General features: G+C 60.1%; 14 protein-coding genes and 1 other RNA gene. 10 read left to right on the top strand and 5 right to left on the bottom strand.

The window, feature by feature from the left end:
• Nucleotides 1-49: 49 nt before the first annotated feature.
• From B8991_RS09090 to B8991_RS09075, 4 genes are all read left to right on the top strand, one after another.
• The gene (locus tag B8991_RS09090; protein ID WP_084352650.1) at nt 50-2,974 is read left to right on the top strand and encodes a ribonuclease E/G; all 2,925 of its coding nucleotides are present in this window, start codon (nt 50-52) and stop codon (nt 2,972-2,974) included.
• A gap of 127 nt (nt 2,975-3,101) precedes the next feature.
• The gene (locus B8991_RS09085) at nt 3,102-3,848 is read left to right on the top strand and encodes a cytochrome c biogenesis CcdA family protein (protein ID WP_084352648.1); all 747 of its coding nucleotides are present in this window, start codon (nt 3,102-3,104) and stop codon (nt 3,846-3,848) included.
• Between the two features lie 165 nt (nt 3,849-4,013).
• A complete protein-coding gene (locus B8991_RS09080) occupies nt 4,014-5,252 on the top strand; it encodes a hypothetical protein (RefSeq protein WP_084352646.1) in 1,239 nt (412 codons plus the stop codon).
• A complete protein-coding gene (locus tag B8991_RS09075; protein WP_084352644.1) occupies nt 5,249-6,601 on the top strand; it encodes a cytochrome P450 in 1,353 nt (450 codons plus the stop codon). Before B8991_RS09080 ends, B8991_RS09075 begins: the two co-directional genes overlap by 4 nt.
• Nucleotides 6,602-6,667: 66 nt before the next feature.
• Here B8991_RS09075 and B8991_RS09070 read toward each other — a convergent pair whose 3' ends face one another.
• The 5 genes from B8991_RS09070 to ssrA form a co-directional block, all read right to left on the bottom strand.
• The gene (locus B8991_RS09070) at nt 6,668-6,886 is read right to left on the bottom strand and encodes a ribbon-helix-helix domain-containing protein (RefSeq protein ID WP_084352642.1); all 219 of its coding nucleotides are present in this window, start codon (nt 6,884-6,886) and stop codon (nt 6,668-6,670) included.
• Entirely contained in the window at nt 6,883-7,068 is a 186-nt protein-coding gene (locus B8991_RS09065; RefSeq protein WP_084352640.1) for a DUF4169 family protein, read from the bottom strand. Before B8991_RS09065 ends, B8991_RS09070 begins: the two co-directional genes overlap by 4 nt.
• A complete protein-coding gene (fumC, locus tag B8991_RS09060; protein WP_084352638.1) occupies nt 7,065-8,459 on the bottom strand; it encodes a class II fumarate hydratase in 1,395 nt (464 codons plus the stop codon). The genes B8991_RS09065 and fumC overlap by 4 nt, the downstream gene beginning before the upstream one ends.
• Before the next feature lie 102 nt (nt 8,460-8,561).
• Nucleotides 8,562-9,056, bottom strand: a complete 495-nt coding sequence (locus B8991_RS09055; protein ID WP_084352738.1) for an SspB family protein — start codon at nt 9,054-9,056, stop codon at nt 8,562-8,564.
• A 211-nt stretch (nt 9,057-9,267) separates the two neighbouring features.
• Nucleotides 9,268-9,623: a transfer-messenger RNA gene (ssrA, locus tag B8991_RS09050) on the bottom strand.
• A 177-nt stretch (nt 9,624-9,800) separates the two neighbouring features.
• On the opposite strand from ssrA, the gene B8991_RS09045 reads away from it, so the two are divergent.
• From B8991_RS09045 to B8991_RS09020, 6 genes are all read left to right on the top strand, one after another.
• Nucleotides 9,801-10,316, top strand: coding sequence for a DinB family protein (locus B8991_RS09045; RefSeq protein WP_084352636.1), 516 nt, complete (start codon nt 9,801-9,803; stop codon nt 10,314-10,316).
• Nucleotides 10,317-10,712: 396 nt separating this feature from the next.
• Nucleotides 10,713-11,129 (top strand): universal stress protein, encoded by a 417-nt coding sequence (locus tag B8991_RS09040; RefSeq protein ID WP_084352634.1) that lies wholly within the window; start codon nt 10,713-10,715, stop codon nt 11,127-11,129.
• A 54-nt stretch (nt 11,130-11,183) separates the two neighbouring features.
• Nucleotides 11,184-12,824, top strand: coding sequence for a BCCT family transporter (locus B8991_RS09035; protein WP_084352632.1), 1,641 nt, complete (start codon nt 11,184-11,186; stop codon nt 12,822-12,824).
• 382 nt (nt 12,825-13,206) lie between these two features.
• Nucleotides 13,207-14,628, top strand: coding sequence for a cryptochrome/photolyase family protein (locus B8991_RS09030; protein WP_218673195.1), 1,422 nt, complete (start codon nt 13,207-13,209; stop codon nt 14,626-14,628).
• 79 nt (nt 14,629-14,707) lie between these two features.
• Complete coding sequence (locus B8991_RS09025; protein WP_084352737.1) at nt 14,708-15,916, top strand: SAM-dependent methyltransferase; 1,209 nt, start codon at nt 14,708-14,710, stop codon at nt 15,914-15,916.
• A gap of 75 nt (nt 15,917-15,991) precedes the next feature.
• Entirely contained in the window at nt 15,992-17,131 is a 1,140-nt protein-coding gene (locus B8991_RS09020; RefSeq protein ID WP_084352628.1) for a gamma-glutamylcyclotransferase, read from the top strand.
• Nucleotides 17,132-17,152 lie beyond the last annotated feature (21 nt).

Raw genomic sequence — 17,152 nt, 5'->3', positions numbered from 1 at the left:
CGTCCGGTCCCCCCGGGATGCGGACGGTTGCGGCGTGCGAACGGAAAACATGGCCAAGAAAATGCTTATCGATGCCACCCACGCGGAAGAGACCCGCGTTGTGGTGGTTGACGGAACCAAGGTTGAGGAATTCGACTTTGAGTCTGAAAACAAACGCCAGCTAGCTGGCAACATATATCTGGCGAAAGTCACACGCGTGGAGCCGTCGCTTCAGGCGGCCTTTGTCGATTACGGCGGGAACCGGCATGGGTTCCTGGCCTTTTCGGAAATTCATCCCGATTACTATCAGATCCCCGTCGCCGACCGTGAGGCGCTGATGGAGGAAGAGCGCGCCTATGCAGAGGCAATGCGGGCGCGGGACGAGGATGAGGAAAAGCCTAAATCATCGCGGTCCCGCAGCCGGTCGCGTAAAAGCGCGAAACCCGAGAATGCCAAGCCGGACGACCTGAAGGTGACGCAGGAAGTTGCAAAGCCCGAGGGTCAGATCTCGGGGATGGAAACGATCGATCTTGATGAGGACGAGGTGCCGGAGGGCAGCTCTCCGATGGAGACCGTGGCCGAAACGCCCGTCGAAGAACCAAGCGAGACGGTGACGGAACAGGCGACCGACCTGGCCGAGACGGATGCCGCGTTGGTGGAGGGTGCTGAGGATGCATCCGACGACGAAACCGACGACGCCGAGAGTGACGACGAGCAGGAGGATGACGCCAATGACGACGCGTCCTCGCGCGACAGTTCCATCGAATCCGTGGCAGACGAGGATGATCAGGAAGACATCCGGCCCGTCCGCAAGCCGCGTCCCCGTCGCTACAAGATCCAGGAAGTCATCAAGGTCCGGCAGATCCTGCTGGTTCAGGTGGTCAAGGAGGAGCGTGGCAACAAGGGCGCTGCACTGACGACCTATCTGTCGCTGGCCGGGCGCTATTGCGTCTTGATGCCGAACACGGCGCGCGGGGGCGGTATCAGCCGCAAGATCACCAATGCCGTGGACCGCAAGAAACTCAAGGAGATCGCTTCCGAGATCGAAGTGCCCAAGGGCGCTGGACTGATCGTGCGGACCGCCGGGGCGAAACGCACCAAATCCGAGATCAAGCGCGACTATGAATATCTGCAACGGCTGTGGGAGCAGATCCGCGAACTGACGTTGAAATCCATCGCGCCTGCGAAGATCTACGAGGAAGGCGATCTGATCAAACGCTCGATCCGCGATCTCTACAGCCGCGAGATTGACGAGGTTCTCGTGGAAGGCGAGCGTGGCTACCGCATCGCCAAGGACTTCATGAAAATGATCATGCCGTCCCACGCCAAGAACGTGAAGCATTACGCCGAGACCCTGCCGCTGTTTGCGCGTTATCAGGTGGAGTCGTACCTGTCGTCGATGTTCAACCCGACGGTGCAGCTCAAATCCGGCGGCTATATCGTGATCGGCGTGACCGAAGCGCTGGTGGCGATTGACGTGAACTCTGGCCGCGCCACCAAGGAAGGCTCGATCGAAGAAACCGCGTTGAAGACCAACATGGAGGCCGCCGAAGAAGTGGCGCGCCAATTGCGTCTGCGTGACCTTGCCGGCCTGATCGTGATCGACTTCATCGACATGGACGAGCGCAAGAACAACGCCTCGGTCGAGAAGAAGATCAAGGACAAGCTGAAAACCGATCGTGCGCGCATTCAGGTCGGGCGGATTTCCGGCTTTGGCCTCATGGAGATGAGCCGACAGCGGCTGCGCCCGGGCATGATCGAGGCAACGACCCAGCCTTGTACGGCGTGCCACGGCACCGGCTTGATCCGGTCCGATGACAACCTGTCGCTGTCGATCCTGCGTCAGGTCGAGGAAGAGGGCACGCGCGGACGGTCGCGCGAGGTTCTGGTGAAATGCCCGGTCGGTATCGCCAACTTCCTGATGAACCAGAAGCGGGAACACATCGCACAGATCGAAGCGCGCTACGGCATGTCCGTGCGCATCGAGGGCGAACCGGCGCTTGTTTCGCCCGATTTCACTCTTGAGAAGTTCAAGACGGCAACGCGAAAGGTCGCCGAGATTGTCGCGCCTGTCGTTTCGGTCGATACGTCCTTGATGGATCAGATCGACGAGGACGAAAGCCACGACACCAAGAAAGAAGAGGCAGAAGAAGCGACCGTTACCGAAGCGAAATCGTCTGATGACAATTCAAACAATGAAGCTGACGAAGACGGCAAGCCGAAAAAGCGTCGGCGTCGGCGTCGGCGCGGTCGTTCAAAGTCTAACGGGTCCGATGGCAATGGCGAGAACGGCGAAAACCGGTCCGACGACACGCCTGGCGAAGAGGCTAAACCTGCGGCTGATGCCGAAGAACCACAGAGCAAGAATGTCCCGGAGGACGATAAGGTCGCCATAGACGCGCCTGCTGAGGTTCCTGCGGTGGCGGCAGAGGCCACGCAGACTGACGTGACGGCTGATGCGTCGGCACAACCCGAAACAACGGCTGTTGAGGGCGAGCAGCCAGGCGAGGGCGAGGCGGACGTTGCCGCGCCCAAGAAACCTGCGACGCGATCGAGAGCAAAACCGAAGTCCACCGCGACGAAAGCGCCTGCCAAACCCAGGACCACGCGTTCGCGGGCGAAGCCGAAGACAGCCGATAACGATACGGACACTCCGGCACCGGTCGAAACCTCGGTTGAACCTATCGCGGATGTGGCCCAGATCGAAGATCCGACACCGGGGTCGACACTCGACGTCTCGGATCTGACTGTGCCGGAAAGCCCGACCGTGTCAGAGCCGTCGGTCGAAACGGTCGTGGAAACGCCGCCGCAGCCAGAACCTGTGGCAGCACCGGAACCAGAGGCTGCACCGGAACCGATGAGCGAGGTCGCCGCCCCCCAACCGGTTGTGCATGAGGACAAGGAACTGGCGACGGCATCGGCGGACACCGAAACTGCGGAAGCCGATGACAAGGACAAGCCCAAGAGACGTGGTTGGTGGTCCTTGGGACGCTGATACCCACGACCTTCGCCCCCGGCCATCGCGCCGGGGGCGGTGATTCAGCACCTGTGTTTCAGTGCTGCCACGAGGATGTGACAGCATGTAGCGTGACGCCGCGCGTTGGATGATCTAAGCGGGGGTCATGTTTGGAATTGACCTGATCGACGCGGGGCTGTTGCCCGCCATGCTGGTAGCGCTTTTCGCTGGGGTGCTGTCGTTTCTCAGCCCCTGCGTGCTGCCAATTGTGCCGCCATATCTTGCCTATATGTCCGGTGTCTCGATCGGCGAGGCAAACGCTGGGCGGCGTAGCAAAATGCTGCTGCCCGCGCTGTTTTTTGTGCTGGGCCTGTCAACGGTGTTCCTGCTGCTGGGATTTACCGCCTCCGTGATCGGCACGGTGTTCCTGCAATATCAGGGCACGTTCAATACCATTGCGGGCATTTTGGTGATGATCTTCGGGGCGCATTTCATCGGCATCTACCGTATAGGTTTCCTTGACCGCGAAGCCCGGATGGACGCGGGTGACCGTGGTGGATCGGCCTTTGGGGCCTATGTGCTGGGGCTGGCCTTTGCGTTCGGATGGACACCTTGCATCGGGCCGCAACTGGGCGCGATCCTGTCTCTTGCGGCGTCCGAGGCTTCTGTCAGCAAGGGTACGTTGTTGCTGGGCATCTATGCTGCGGGGCTTGGCATACCGTTTCTGCTGGTGGCGGCCTTCCTGCCGCAACTGACCGGCGTGATGGGCTGGATGAAGCGCCATATGGAACAGATCGAACGGGTGATGGGACTGCTTTTGTGGACCATTGGCCTGCTGATGCTGACGGGCGGTTTTTCCGCGTTTTCGTTCTGGCTGCTGGAGACTTTCCCGGCGCTGGCGACGCTGGGCTGACGCACTGGTTCTGGCCTGGCGTCCATAGAGCCGGGCAACCGCAGGCCTGAAACCTCTGCGAATTCGTCCTGATGGTGATTTTGTACTCGTTGCAGGCGCGGAAAGACCAGACAGCTTACCTGTGCTACGCGCTTCATGTAACATGACCTCAAAAGAGAGTTGAGCATGGCAAGTGAAGGGCAAGAGGTGCGTCGGCGTCGGGTTTTCTACATTCCCGGCTACGATCCGATACATCCCCGCCGATACCGCGAGTTGTATCGCAAAGAGAGTGCCGCTCAGGCCGCGATCAGCGGCTACGAGATTGCGTTGCTGCCGCGCGATGGCACCGGGGCAGGGCGTTTCGGCTGGCGCGTGCAAGGCCGGATCGACGGCAGCGAAGTTCTGGCAGAGGTCAAGGTTCTGGTTTGGTCGGACCTCGTGCGCGCGTCAATGGCGCGGGGCAGTCTGGCGACATATGGTCAGCTTGTCCGCACGGCATGGATCTACATTGGATCTGGCGCGCTGTGGCGTCTGATGCGGCTGCGCAAGGGGCCGGTGATCGCGGCGCTTTACCCGGTTGCGTTTCTGCTATTGCAGGCTTTTCTGGCAGCCTTGGCGGGTTGGGCCGCATATCATGTTCTGATCAATCTTCTGGACTTCTTGCCCGCATGGTCCGGGGCCGCTTTTGCGGCTGTTGCTGGGGTCGGGCTGACCTGCGGCGTGATCGCATGGTTCAGGCGGCAGGATGGCAAATTGTTTGCCTATTACCTGATGCATGATTTTGCCTATTCGGCCCTCCACAGAGGCGCCAATTCGCCGGAGCTTCGGGCGCGGATGGTCGAATTTACCGACGAGATTGCCGCCTCGTTGTCCCAAGATTTCGATGAGGTGCTTGTGGTCGGGCATTCCTCCGGCGCGCATCTTGGCGTGTCGATCCTCGCGGACCTTATCCGGCGGGGCGGGGTCCGTGCCAATGGGCCAAAGCTTGGCTTTCTGTCATTGGGACAAGTGGTGCCGATGGTGTCTTTCCTGCCGCGCGCCGATCAGTTGCGCGCCGATCTGCACTATCTGTCAGCCCGGGAAGAACTTACCTGGGTGGACGTGACCGCACCGGGCGATGGGTGTGCTTTCGCCCTTTGCGATCCTGTTGCCGTATCGGGCGTGGCACCGGAGGACAAGCGCTGGCCTTTGGTCCTGTCGGCGGCCTTTACCCAGACACTTTCGCCCGAACGCTGGAAAGAGCTGCGCTGGCGGTTCTTTCGTCTGCATTTTCAGTATCTCTGCGCCTTCGACCGTCCCGGAGATTATGACTATTTCCGGATCACCGCGGGGCCGCTTAGCCTTGCCACGCGCTTTGCTGGACGCGCACCGTCAAAGTCCCGATTGGAAAAAGCGGTGTCGAAATACACGTCGATGGCGGCATGAGGGATCTGCCGCCCAAACCCCCGTCGCGGCCCGACAAGGTGTCGCTGTGGCGTTATATGCGGCTGTTTCGGCAGGATATTCTTTCGGCCCAGCCTGCACGCCTGTACCGCGCGTGGATGGCAGAGTTTCGCACACCCTTCTTCCGGTCCTATCTGCTTAATCAACCCGATTTGGTGAAGGCCGTCCTGAAAGAGCGGCCGGATGATTTTCCTAAATCCGACCGCATCAGCGAAGGCTTGCGGCCCCTGCTTGGCAACAGCGTGTTTCTGACCATTGGCGAAGCTTGGAAACGGCAGCGGCGGATCATTGATCCGGCATTCGAGGGCGGGCGATTGCGCGACACTTATCCTGCCATGTGGGCCGCCGGACAGCAGGCCGTGGCACGGCTGCGGTTGCGGGCAGGGCGCGACGTCGAGATCGAAGAAGTCACCAGCCATGTCGCCGCGGATGTGATCTTTCGCACGCTGTTTTCCATCCCGATCGAGGACCGGATGGCGCAGGCCGTGTTCCGGGAGTTCCGCACCTATCAATGCAGCCAGCCGTTGCTGAACCTTGCTGCCTTCGTGCCCTTGCCGCGCTGGATGCCGCGCTTCTTCTCGCGCCGGACCAAAGCCTCGGCGCGCAAGATCCGGGCGCTGATAACCCAGTTGACCGAAGCGCGCCGCGCCGAGATTGACGTAGGCACCGCCCCCGATGATCTGGCGACCAAGATCATGACAACCCCGGATCCCGACACCGGAGAGCTTTTCTCGGTCGGGGAAATGGTCGATCAGGTGGCGATCTTCTTTCTGGCGGGACACGAGACCTCGGCCTCGGCGCTGGCATGGGCGCTGTATTTGATGGCGCGTTACCCTGACTGGCAAGAGCAGGTGGCACAGGAGGCGCGGCAGCTTGAAACCGGCGCATTCTCGGAAATGTCGGCGCTGCGGATCAGCCGGGACGTGTTCCGAGAGGCTTTGCGGCTCTATCCACCCGTCCCGATGATGGTGCGAGAGGCAAGTTGTCCAGAGCGGTTCCGGGACAGGGACATTGCCAAGGGCGCTCAGATGGTCATCAGCCCGTGGCATTTGCATCGCCATGAGAGGCTTTGGGACGATCCGGATGGCTTTGATCCGGCGCGCTGGGGGACGCGGAATGGCACGAAATGCGCCCGCGAGGCGTTCATCCCGTTCTCTGCCGGGGCGCGTGTCTGTCCGGGGGCGGGTTTCGCGATGATCGAAGGACCGTTGCTTCTGTCGCTGGTGCTTCGGGATTTCAGGGTGGCGGTGGTGGATATGCCGGAACCGGTTGCGCATCTGACGGTCCGGTCCCGCGATGGCATACGATTGCGCGTTGTTGAGCGCGTCTGACCGTCCATGCCTCTGGCAGAAAGACATGTTGGATCTGAGCCATGTCGCCATGTTGGCGGATCACGGTTAGCGAGTCTTGTAGTAGCCCAAGACATAAACCCGGATGGCAGAGGCCAATCCGGCCTCGACCCCGCGTTTTTCATCAATCTCGGCGGCCAGCACGTTCAGGGGTTTGCACTCGGCCACGGCGATCTCGCGGAAGGCGTGCCAGAAGGCATCCTCCAACGAGACACTGGTGCGGTGGCCGCGCAGGGTCAGGGACCGTTTGACCGGTCGGGCGCTCATGCGTCCTTGTCGTCGGCCTTATGCCCGTCGAGCGATTTCGCAGCCTTGGCCAGCTTTGCGGCCATCGCCTGCTTGTCTTCCTTGCTGCGCCCGAATTTTGCCGAATGCATATTGGCATCGCGCTTTTCGGAATCGCGCTTGCGGTCCTTGCGTGCCTTGTTGAGGTTCGTCAGGTTGCTCATTCTTTGGGTCCGATCATATCTTCGGGACGCACAATGCGGTCGAAGGTTTCTTCATCGACAAAGCCAAGGGCAATCGCCTCTTCTTTCAGAGTGGTGCCATTCTTGTGGGCGGTCTTGGCGACTTTGGTGGCGTTGTCGTAGCCGATGGTGGGCGCAAGAGCCGTCACCAGCATCAGCGATTCTTTCATCAACTTCTCGATGCGTTCTACATTCGCCTTTGTGCCGACCACCATATTGTCGGTGAAGGCAGACGCGCTGTCACCAAGCAATTGCATGGATTGCAGGACATTGTAGCTCATCATCGGGTTGTAGACGTTCAGCTCAAAGTGGCCTTGCGAGCCGGCGATGCCCACGGCGGTGTCATTGCCCATGACATGCGCGCAGACCATGGTCAGCGCCTCTGCCTGCGTGGGGTTGACCTTGCCCGGCATGATCGACGAGCCGGGCTCGTTTTCCGGCAGGATCAACTCGCCCAGACCGGAGCGGGGGCCAGATCCCAGAAGCCGCATGTCATTCGCGATCTTGAACAGCGACGCCGCCACGGTTTTCAGCGCACCCGAGAACATCACCATCGCGTCATGCGCCGCGAGGGCCTCGAACTTGTTGGGGGCTGTCACGAAGGGCAGGCCGGTGATTTCGGCCATGTTGGCGGCGACCTTTTCGGCCCAGCCCTTGCGGGTGTTGAGCCCGGTCCCGACGGCCGTGCCGCCCTGGGCCAGTTCATAAATGTCGGGCAGGCACATTTCGACACGCTTGATGCCCTGCGCCACCTGATGCGCGTAGCCGCCGAATTCCTGGCCCAGGGTCAGCGGCGTCGCGTCCTGCGTATGGGTGCGACCGATCTTGATGATGTCCTTGAACTCTTCGGACTTCGCAGCCAGTGCGGCATGCAGTTTTTTCAGCCCCGGCAGCAGCACGTCGCGCGCCTGCATTCCGATGGCGACATGCATCGCGGTGGGGAAGGTGTCATTCGACGATTGCCCCATGTTGCAATGATCATTGGGGTGGACGGGCGATTTTGACCCCATCTCGCCGCCCAGCATCTCGATCGCCCGGTTCGAGATCACCTCGTTGGCGTTCATGTTCGACTGCGTGCCGGAACCGGTTTGCCAGACCACGAGCGGGAAATTGTCGTCGAACTTGCCGTCGATCACCTCGCCCGCGGCGGCGACAATCGCATCCCCGACTTTTTTCTCCAGCCCGCCCTGTTCCAGATTCGCCATCGCGCAGGCCTGCTTCACCACACCCAGGGCACGAATGATCGGCACGGGCTGCTTTTCCCAGCCAATCGGGAAGTTGATGATCGAGCGCTGGGTCTGTGCGCCCCAATACTTGTCTGAGGGAACCTCAAGCGGGCCGAAGCTGTCGGTTTCGGTGCGGGTCTGGGCCATGGAACGCTCCTGTCGTATGCAATCGCATGCCGTTTAGCGCCGATCCTTGCCATCCGCAATCTGCCACAGGCGCGCAGGGCAAGGGCAGGGCACCGCAGACGGCTATTTTCTGAAACTGTCGAGGCTGACCACCTCGGCGTCTTTTGGCGCGTCCTTTTTTGAAGCCTTCGAAGAGGCCTCCGAGGGCAAGCCTTCGTCGCGGACGATCTCGGGACCATGGGCGTCATCCTCGTCCTCGTCGCTGTCCTGGTTCTCGAATCGCAGACCGAATTCAACCGATGGATCGACGAAGGTCTTGATGGCGTCGTAGGGAATGAACAGCGCCTCGGGTGCGTCGCCAAAATTCAGCGAGACGCCGAACCCCTCGTCGCCCACTTTCAGGTTGTCATACCAATGCTGCATCACCACGGTCATCTCGCCGGGATAGCGGTCGGACAGCCAATCGGCGATCTGGACATCCGGATGACCCGTGTCGAAGGTGATGAAAAAGTGATGTTCCCCCGGCAGCCCGTCCGCGGCCACATCGGTCAGAACTTCCTTGATCAGCCCCCGCATCGCGCGATGCATCAGATTTCCGTAGTCTATGCTGCCGGACATATGTCTCTTTCCCTGCAAATTCGCGGACAGCATATGCGATCCGGCGGAAAACAAAAGACCGTGCGGGGTGAAAATTTCACCGTCCTGCCGAGGCCGGAACAGGGCGGCCGAACACCGCCGAAATTTGCCGACATACGGCGAAAAAGGCGGACGCGGCAACACCATCAGGGATACGCGTAAACGACGACAACTATGCGGGGCGGGGGAATTAAGTGCAGGCTTCTGTTGCCAGGTGCCTGCGAACCCCGCCTTACGCTGCTAGGCGCAAGGGCTTAAAGTTCGACAAACTCGAACTGCTTACGCAGCCAGAGCCATTGTCGGAGCACGGTTGTCATTTGCAACTGTACGATTTGTACCGATAACGGTGGTAACTCACCGGGACAAAGCATAACCCCTTTAGACGTTCGTCGATCCTGTTTCGGCCCCATGATCCCCAAATGAAGGATGTTTGGTGGAGCCGCCGGGTACCGCCCCCGGGTCCGATCCGCTTATTACGAGCGCGTTTATGTCCATAGTTCCCGAAGGAACAAGATGAATATAGGGCGCTTTGACGGGGCTGCAAAGGGGGTGGGGGCAAAGTTTGCAAATTTCATTTGTACCAGGCGCGGATTGTCGCGTCGCTACCGGGTTTTTCCTTGCAACTTGTTCGCACGATCCGGCAAACTGGGTCTGCGACAGGGGCGGCGTGTAAAATCTGAACCGCGTTTCTTGCCTGAGCGCGCCTTCATATGAAAAGAGGTGGGGATGATTTCGCCGGACTATGTGCTGACGATGGCACGATACAATGCTTGGCAGAACCGCCAGCTGCGCGGTGCGTTGGAACGTATGACCGATGCGGCGCTTCGGCAGGATCGCGGCGTGTTCTTCCGGTCCATCTTTGAGACCGTGAACCATCTTCTTTGGGCAGACCAGATATGGATGGCGCGGCTGGATGGGGGCAAGGCACCGAAGGGCGGTGTTCCCGAAAGCCCGAGGTTTCAGCCAACGCTTGCGGCGTGGAGCGCGGAACGGTTTCGCACTGACGGGCGCATTCTGCACTGGGCGGAAGCGCTGAAACCGGATGACCTGAAAGGCGCATTGAAATGGCATTCGGGTGTGCTGAAGGCGGATGTCTCGAAACCCAAAGGCCTGTGCGTGGCACATATGTTCAATCACCAGACACATCATCGCGGGCAGGTACACGGGATGGTCACCGCGGCAAAAGAGACGGCACCCGTGTCGGATCTGGCATTCATGCCCGACAGCGGTCCCTGGCTGTGATCGTCGCTTTGGGCTGAGCCGGCTGTAGGCACCATGACCGAAGCGGTTTTGACCACCATGACGTTGCGGCGCGGCATTGATCTGGCTGGCGGCTCTGCTGGGCAAGGTAATGGCATATGGTCAATCGGGCGGTTTTCTTGTCGCCACACGCCTTTGCACCATGTAGCATGACATAACATCGGGTTGCACCGTGGTGCTCAGGCCGATACGGGTGCGCCGCCGAGTGTCGCTTGGCAAGTGTCAAATGCCGCTCTGAGGGGCAGGTCGAGACGGTTCCGCGCCAAGCTGAACCGCAGGTGGACGTGTCGGCGGAGACACCGCGGCACCCCTGGAAACCAAATGAGATGTGCAAAAAAGGGCTGCCGCCCTTCGACAGCACGCGACAGGAGGGAAGAGATGTTCAACACAATTATGATCCCTGTGGATCTGGCGCATCAGGACAGGCTGAGCAAAGCGCTGCAATGTGCCGCTGACCTGGCCCGCCATTACAAAGCCAAGGTGATCTATGTTGGTGTCGCCGCCGCGACGCCCAGTTCGATCGCCCATTCACCAGAGGAATTCAAAAAGAAAATGGCTGAATTTGCCGCCTCGCAGGCCGAAATGCACGGGATCGCCGCCGAGGCACATGCCATGATCAGCCATGACCCGGCCACCGATCTGGATCCGACATTGCTGAAAGCGGTGAAAGAGACCCGCGCCGATCTGGTGGTCATGGCCAGCCATATCCCGAACCTGACTGACTATATCTGGCCGTCCAATGGCGGGACCATTGCCGGACATGCCGATGCCTCTGTCATGGTGGTACGCGACTAATTATCGAGCGGGCGCAATACCTGTGTAATGATGTAACGTAACAGGGGGTCAAAAATGACCGACGATTCTGAAAATCAGGGCATACCGGAGCCGGAAGGCGAGGTTGCTTTGATTGAGACCGATTATGAAATCGGACAAGATAATGTTGACGGTTCGGTTGGGCCGTTCGGCTTTGATATTCACAACCCGGTTTTCATGATTTCCGGCCTGAGCATCGTGCTTTTCGTGTTTTACACGCTCGCATTGCCCGAGCAGTCCGGCGTGGTTTTCAGTTGGCTGTTCACCACTGTAACGACTAGTTTCGACTGGTTTTTCATTGGTGCCGCCAACATATTCGTTCTGTTCTGCTTCCTGTTGATCGTCACGCCATATGGCCGCGTCCGTTTGGGCGGCGCGGACGCGACGCCGGATTACAGCTATATTGGCTGGTTCGCGATGCTGTTCGCCGCTGGCATGGGCATCGGCCTGATGTTCTACGGTGTCTCAGAGCCGATGAGCCATTTCAGCAGCTCCTTCGGTGGAGTTGCGATGGGCGAAGACGGGGTGCGCACGGATTGGGCACCACTTGGAGGTGCCGAAGGTGATCAGGTTGAGGCCGTGCGTCTGGGCATGGCCGCAACGATCTTTCACTGGGGTCTGCATCCTTGGGCGATCTACGCTGTCGTGGCGCTCAGCCTTGCGCTGTTCTCCTATAACAAGGGCCTGCCGCTGACGATCCGCTCGGCGTTCTACCCGATCCTGGGCGAACGTGTCTGGGGCTGGTGGGGCCATGTGATCGACACTCTGGCGGTTTTTGCCACGCTGTTCGGTCTGGCGACCTCGCTGGGCTTTGGCGCGACGCAGGCAAATGCCGGTTTGAACGAGCTGTTCGGCGTGCCCACCGGATCCACGACCGAAGTCATTCTGATCTCGGCGATCACCGCAGTGGCGCTGATTTCGGTGTTGCGCGGTCTGGATGGCGGCGTGAAGGTTCTGTCGGAAATCAACATGGGACTGGCGATTGCCCTGTTGATCTTCGTGCTGCTGGTCGGTCCGACGCTTCTGTTGCTGACCGGGTTCGTCGATTACCTGGTGGCCTATGTGCAATATCTGCCTCAACTGGCGAACCCGCTGGGACGCGAGGATGTCAACTTTACCCAAGGCTGGACCGCGTTCTACTGGGCTTGGTGGATCAGCTGGTCACCCTTCGTCGGCATGTTCATCGCCCGCGTCAGCCGTGGCCGGACCGTGCGCGAATTCGTCATCTGCGTGCTGCTGATCCCAAGCCTTGTCTGCGTGTTGTGGATGAGCGTTTTCGGCGGCATTGCGATCGATCAGGTGGTCTCGGACGGTTACACCGTGGCTCAAGAGGCCGCGCTGGAACTGAAGCTGTTCAAAATGCTGGATCAACTGCCCTTGGTGCAGATCACATCGCTGATCGGCATCGTGCTGGTGATTGTGTTCTTCGTGACGTCGTCGGATTCCGGCTCGCTGGTGATTGATACGATCACGGCAGGCGGTAAAGTTGACGCGCCTGTGCCCCAGCGTGTTTTCTGGTGTGTCTTCGAAGGCGCGGTGGCCATTGTGCTGCTGCTAAGTGCAGGCGGCTTGAAGTCACTGCAATCCATGGTGATCTCTACGGGGCTTCCGTTCACGGTTGTCCTGCTGATGATGTGCTGGGCGATCTGGAAAGGTTTGAGCACCGAAGCGCACTGACGCTGAGGATGGGTTTCGCATAAAGCGACGCCCCCCCAAAGAACAGAACAAGGGCGCGTTGTTTCGGCTTCGCGCCCTTGTTGATTATGCGGCCCCGAAAGCGGCCGTTATGTGTGTCAGGCGCCTGACGTAAAGGCAGGAATGTCCTCGACCTGTCTTGCGCCATCCAGTCCGGATCAGAAGCAGTGGTCATTTGTGACTTGGCCCGCCGAAAAGCCCCGCTATCTTTCGATAAAATACTGGGCCATTTGCGGCGATCTGAGGTTGATGCAAGCGTCTTGTCTGACGGGAACTTTCTGAACCCGACCAACGCAAAGCTATGATCATTGATCCGGGCGACGACGCGCTCCGTATTGCTATTACACGGAAAAAGGACAGACCGTTGAGCGATACTTCCCCGATACTGTTATGGTTCCGCCGAGATCTGAGACTGTCGGACCATCCGGCGTTGTCTGCCGCGTGTAAAACCGGGCGCCCTGTCATTCCGGTCTTCATTCTGGATGATCTTGTCAAAGGGCTGGGGGCCGCGCCTAAATGGCGGCTGGGGCTGGGATTGGAGAACCTGTCAGACGCGCTTGCCGACAAGGGCAGCCGACTGATCCTGCGGCGCGGTGCGGCCTTGCCCGTCTTGCGCGAGCTGATCGAGCAAACCGGCGCAGGCACGGTTTATTGGACGCGCGCCTATGATCCGGACAGCATGGCGCGGGACACGTCCGTAAAGCAGACGTTGAAACACGACGGCATCCAGGCGCAGAGCTTTGGCGGCCATCTGATGTTCGAACCGTGGACGGTTGAGACCGGGCAGGGCAGCTATTACAAGGTCTACACGCCGTTCTGGAATGCGGTGAAGGGCCGTGACGTTGACACGCCACTTCCGACACCGGGTAAGATCCAGCCGCCTGAGACGTGGCCACAAAGCGACAACCTTGGCGATTGGCAGATGGCTCAGGCCATGCAGCGCGGCGCAAAAATCGTGCGTCCGTATGTGCGCTTGGGGGAAAGTGCGGCGCAAGCCCGGCTGGGGGCGTTCATGGCGCATCGGGTTGCGGATTACGTCGATGATCGCAACCGGCCCGATGTTGATGGAACCTCTGGCCTGTCCGAGAACCTTGCCCTTGGCGAGATCAGCCCGCAGCAATGCTGGCATGCGGGCATCCGTGCGCGGGAAGAGGGCAAACGCGGGGCCGAGACCTTTTTGAAAGAACTGGTCTGGCGCGAGTTTGCCTATCATTTGATGTATCACACGCCGCGCATTCTGACCGATAATTGGCGCGAGGATTGGAACGCCTTCCCGTGGAACGAGGATCAACGACGCGCCGAGGTGCAGGCCTGGAAACACGCCCGCACCGGTATCCGCTTTGTCGATGCGGGCCTGCGCGAGATGTATGTCACGGGACGAATGCACAATCGCGCCCGGATGGTTGTGGCCAGCTATCTGACTAAGCACCTGATGTGCCATTGGAAGATCGGGATGCGCTGGTTCGAGGATTGCCTGATCGACTGGGATCCGGCCAGCAACGCGATGGGGTGGCAATGGTCGGCAGGCTCGGGTCCGGATGCCACACCCTATTTTCGGGTCTTCAACCCTGTCACCCAGTTGAAGAAATTCGACCCCGACGGCATTTACGCTAAATCATGGATCGCAGAGGATCGGCAGACCCCGACCGACACTGCCCTGAGCTACTTCGACGCCGTGCCGCGACGCTGGGGGCTGTCGGCGCAGGACAGCTATCCAGAGCCTGTCGTTTCCGCGTCCGATGGGCGTGAAAAGGCGCTGCAAGCCTATGAAAACAGGGATTTTTGATCCTGTGACGCACGATCTTCTTGCCCAAACGCCATGCCTGCGCCAAGCTATCTGCCATCAACATGACCACCGGAATGACATGATCCTGACGACAACCCAGAACCAGCCCGACCTGCCGCGCTATTTCGCCCGCGTCTTTGACATTGCCCAGGGGATGAACCGGGGCCGCATCGACTTTGTGCTGCCGGACGGGCGCATCTTTCGTGCCGAAGGCCGCGCACCCGGACCCGTTGCGCAGCTTGATATTCACAACCCCGATATATTCGCACGGCTGATCCGCGACGGCGATCTGGGCTTTTCAGACGCCTATCTGGATGAATGGTGGAGCACGCCGGACCTGATGGCGTTCATGGACCTGATCCATGCCGACAATGATGTGATTTTCGATGGCTTCCCCGGTATGGGGCTGGTGCGCGCGTTCGAGAGAGCGCGGTTCTGGTTGCACTCCAACTCGCGCCGCCAAGCGAAGAAGAACATCGCCCATCACTACGACCTGGGCAATGATTTCTATGGGCTTTGGCTGGACGAGACCATGACCTATTCATCGGCCCTGTTCGAGACCGGGCAGGAAAGTCTGGAAAAGGCGCAGATCGCGAAATATGCGCAGCTTGTGGACGAGATGGGCGCAAAACCCGGCGATCATGTGCTGGAGATCGGGTGCGGCTGGGGCGGGTTTGCCGAATATGCCGCCAAAGAGCGTGGGCTTCGGGTGACCGGCCTGACGATCAGCCGCGAACAGTTCGATTATGCGCAGGCGCGGATTGCGGCTGCGGGGCTGACGGATCTGGTGGAGTTCAAGCTGCAAGATTACCGCGACGAGACCGGAACCTATGACGGCATCGCCTCGATTGAGATGTTCGAGGCGGTGGGTGAAAAATACTGGCCGGTGTATTTCGACACGCTGCGCGAGCGGCTGAAACCCGGCGCGCATGCGACGCTTCAGATTATCACGGTGCAGGACAAACGCTGGGAGGTTTACCGTCGCGGCGTGGATTTCATCCAGAAGCATATCTTCCCGGGCGGCATGCTGCCCAGCCCCGGTGCCTTGCGGGCCGAGGTCGAAAAGGCCGGGCTGCGGATCGCCAGATCGGTCGAGTTTGGCGAAAGCTACAGCCAGACCTTGCGACGCTGGCACGACACGTTCAATGATCGCTGGTCCGAGATTGCCGAACTGGGCTTTGACAAGCGCTTTCAAAGATTGTGGAACTTCTATCTGACCTCCTGCGCGGCGACTTTTCACAGCGGAAATTGCGACGTGACCCAGATAACCCTGACACGGCCCGCCTGATTCCTGCGGTCGTGGTGTGTGTATCCCTAACGTGTTATGCGGTCGGGAACGTAAAGGTCCGGTGAAAGCAACCCTATGACATCGCTATTTTTTTATGGCAGCCTGCGCCATGTGCCGCTGCTGGAGATCGTGCTTGGCCGCGCCGCCGGGGGCATCGATATGCAGCCCGCAACCCTTCCCGACCATGCGGTGCGCGCTGTCGCGGAAGGACCATTTCCCACCATAGGTGCCGAACAGGGCGCAGAGACACAGGGCCTGCTGGTGCGTGGACTGGATCCGCAGGACATTGCCCGGCTGGATTTCTATGAAGCCGGGTTTGAGTTCGATACCAGGGGTCTGCCAGTCGAAACGGATGAGGGCGCGATCATGGCCCAGGTCTACTTTCCGGCCGGGGACCATTGGACGCCGGGTGATTTCTGGTCGCTGCAAGACTGGGTCGATCAATGGGGGCAGCTTAGCTGTGACGCGGCGCGCGAGGTGATGGGCCGCTACGGCAAGGCCTCGCCGCAAGAGATCAGCGCGCTTTTCCCGTTCATTCGGTCGCGGGCCTGGGCGCGGCGACTGGCGGTGCAACCCGCACCGCAGACCTTGCGCGCGCAAATGACCGATCAGGATGTCGAGATTACCGCGGAACGACCCGGCTTTGACGGTTTTTTCCGGATGCGTGCCTTCAGCTTGCGCCACCGGACCTTCGCAGGCGGCTGGAGCGAGACCATGAACCGCGAGGCCTTTGTGGCCTTCGATGCAGCGCTGGTGCTGCCCTACGATCCCGCAACCGACCGGGTGATGCTGATTGAACAGATGCGCTATGGTCCGCTGATGCGGGGCGATCCGGCACCCTGGGTGCTGGAGCCGGTGGCAGGGCTTGTCGATGCGGGCGAGACGCCAGAGGCCTGCGCGCGGCGCGAGGCGGTGGAGGAGGCCGGGCTGACACTGGGCGAGATGCGCCCAATGCCGGCTGTCTATGCCTCTCCGGGCTATTCCAGCGAGTTCTTTCACTGCTTCCTTGGACTGTGCGATCTGTCGCCAAAAGATGCCGGGCTGGGCGGACTGGACACCGAACACGAGGATATCCGCAGCCATGTTCTGCGCTTCCCGGCGGCCATGGCGCTGCTTGATAGCGGAGAAGTGAACGCGGGTCCTTTGGCGATGATGCTGCTATGGTTGGCGCGTGAGCGGCCAAACTTGAGGTCCGGCATGCGTCCGGTGGGTTGATATCCCCCCCCGTTGCGCCCT

The organism is Primorskyibacter flagellatus, assembly GCF_900176485.1.
In the GTDB taxonomy this organism is placed as follows: Bacteria; Pseudomonadota; Alphaproteobacteria; order Rhodobacterales; family Rhodobacteraceae; genus Primorskyibacter; species Primorskyibacter flagellatus.
Note: the sequence above shows the minus strand (reverse complement) of the source record. Positions and strands in the feature narration are given on the sequence as shown.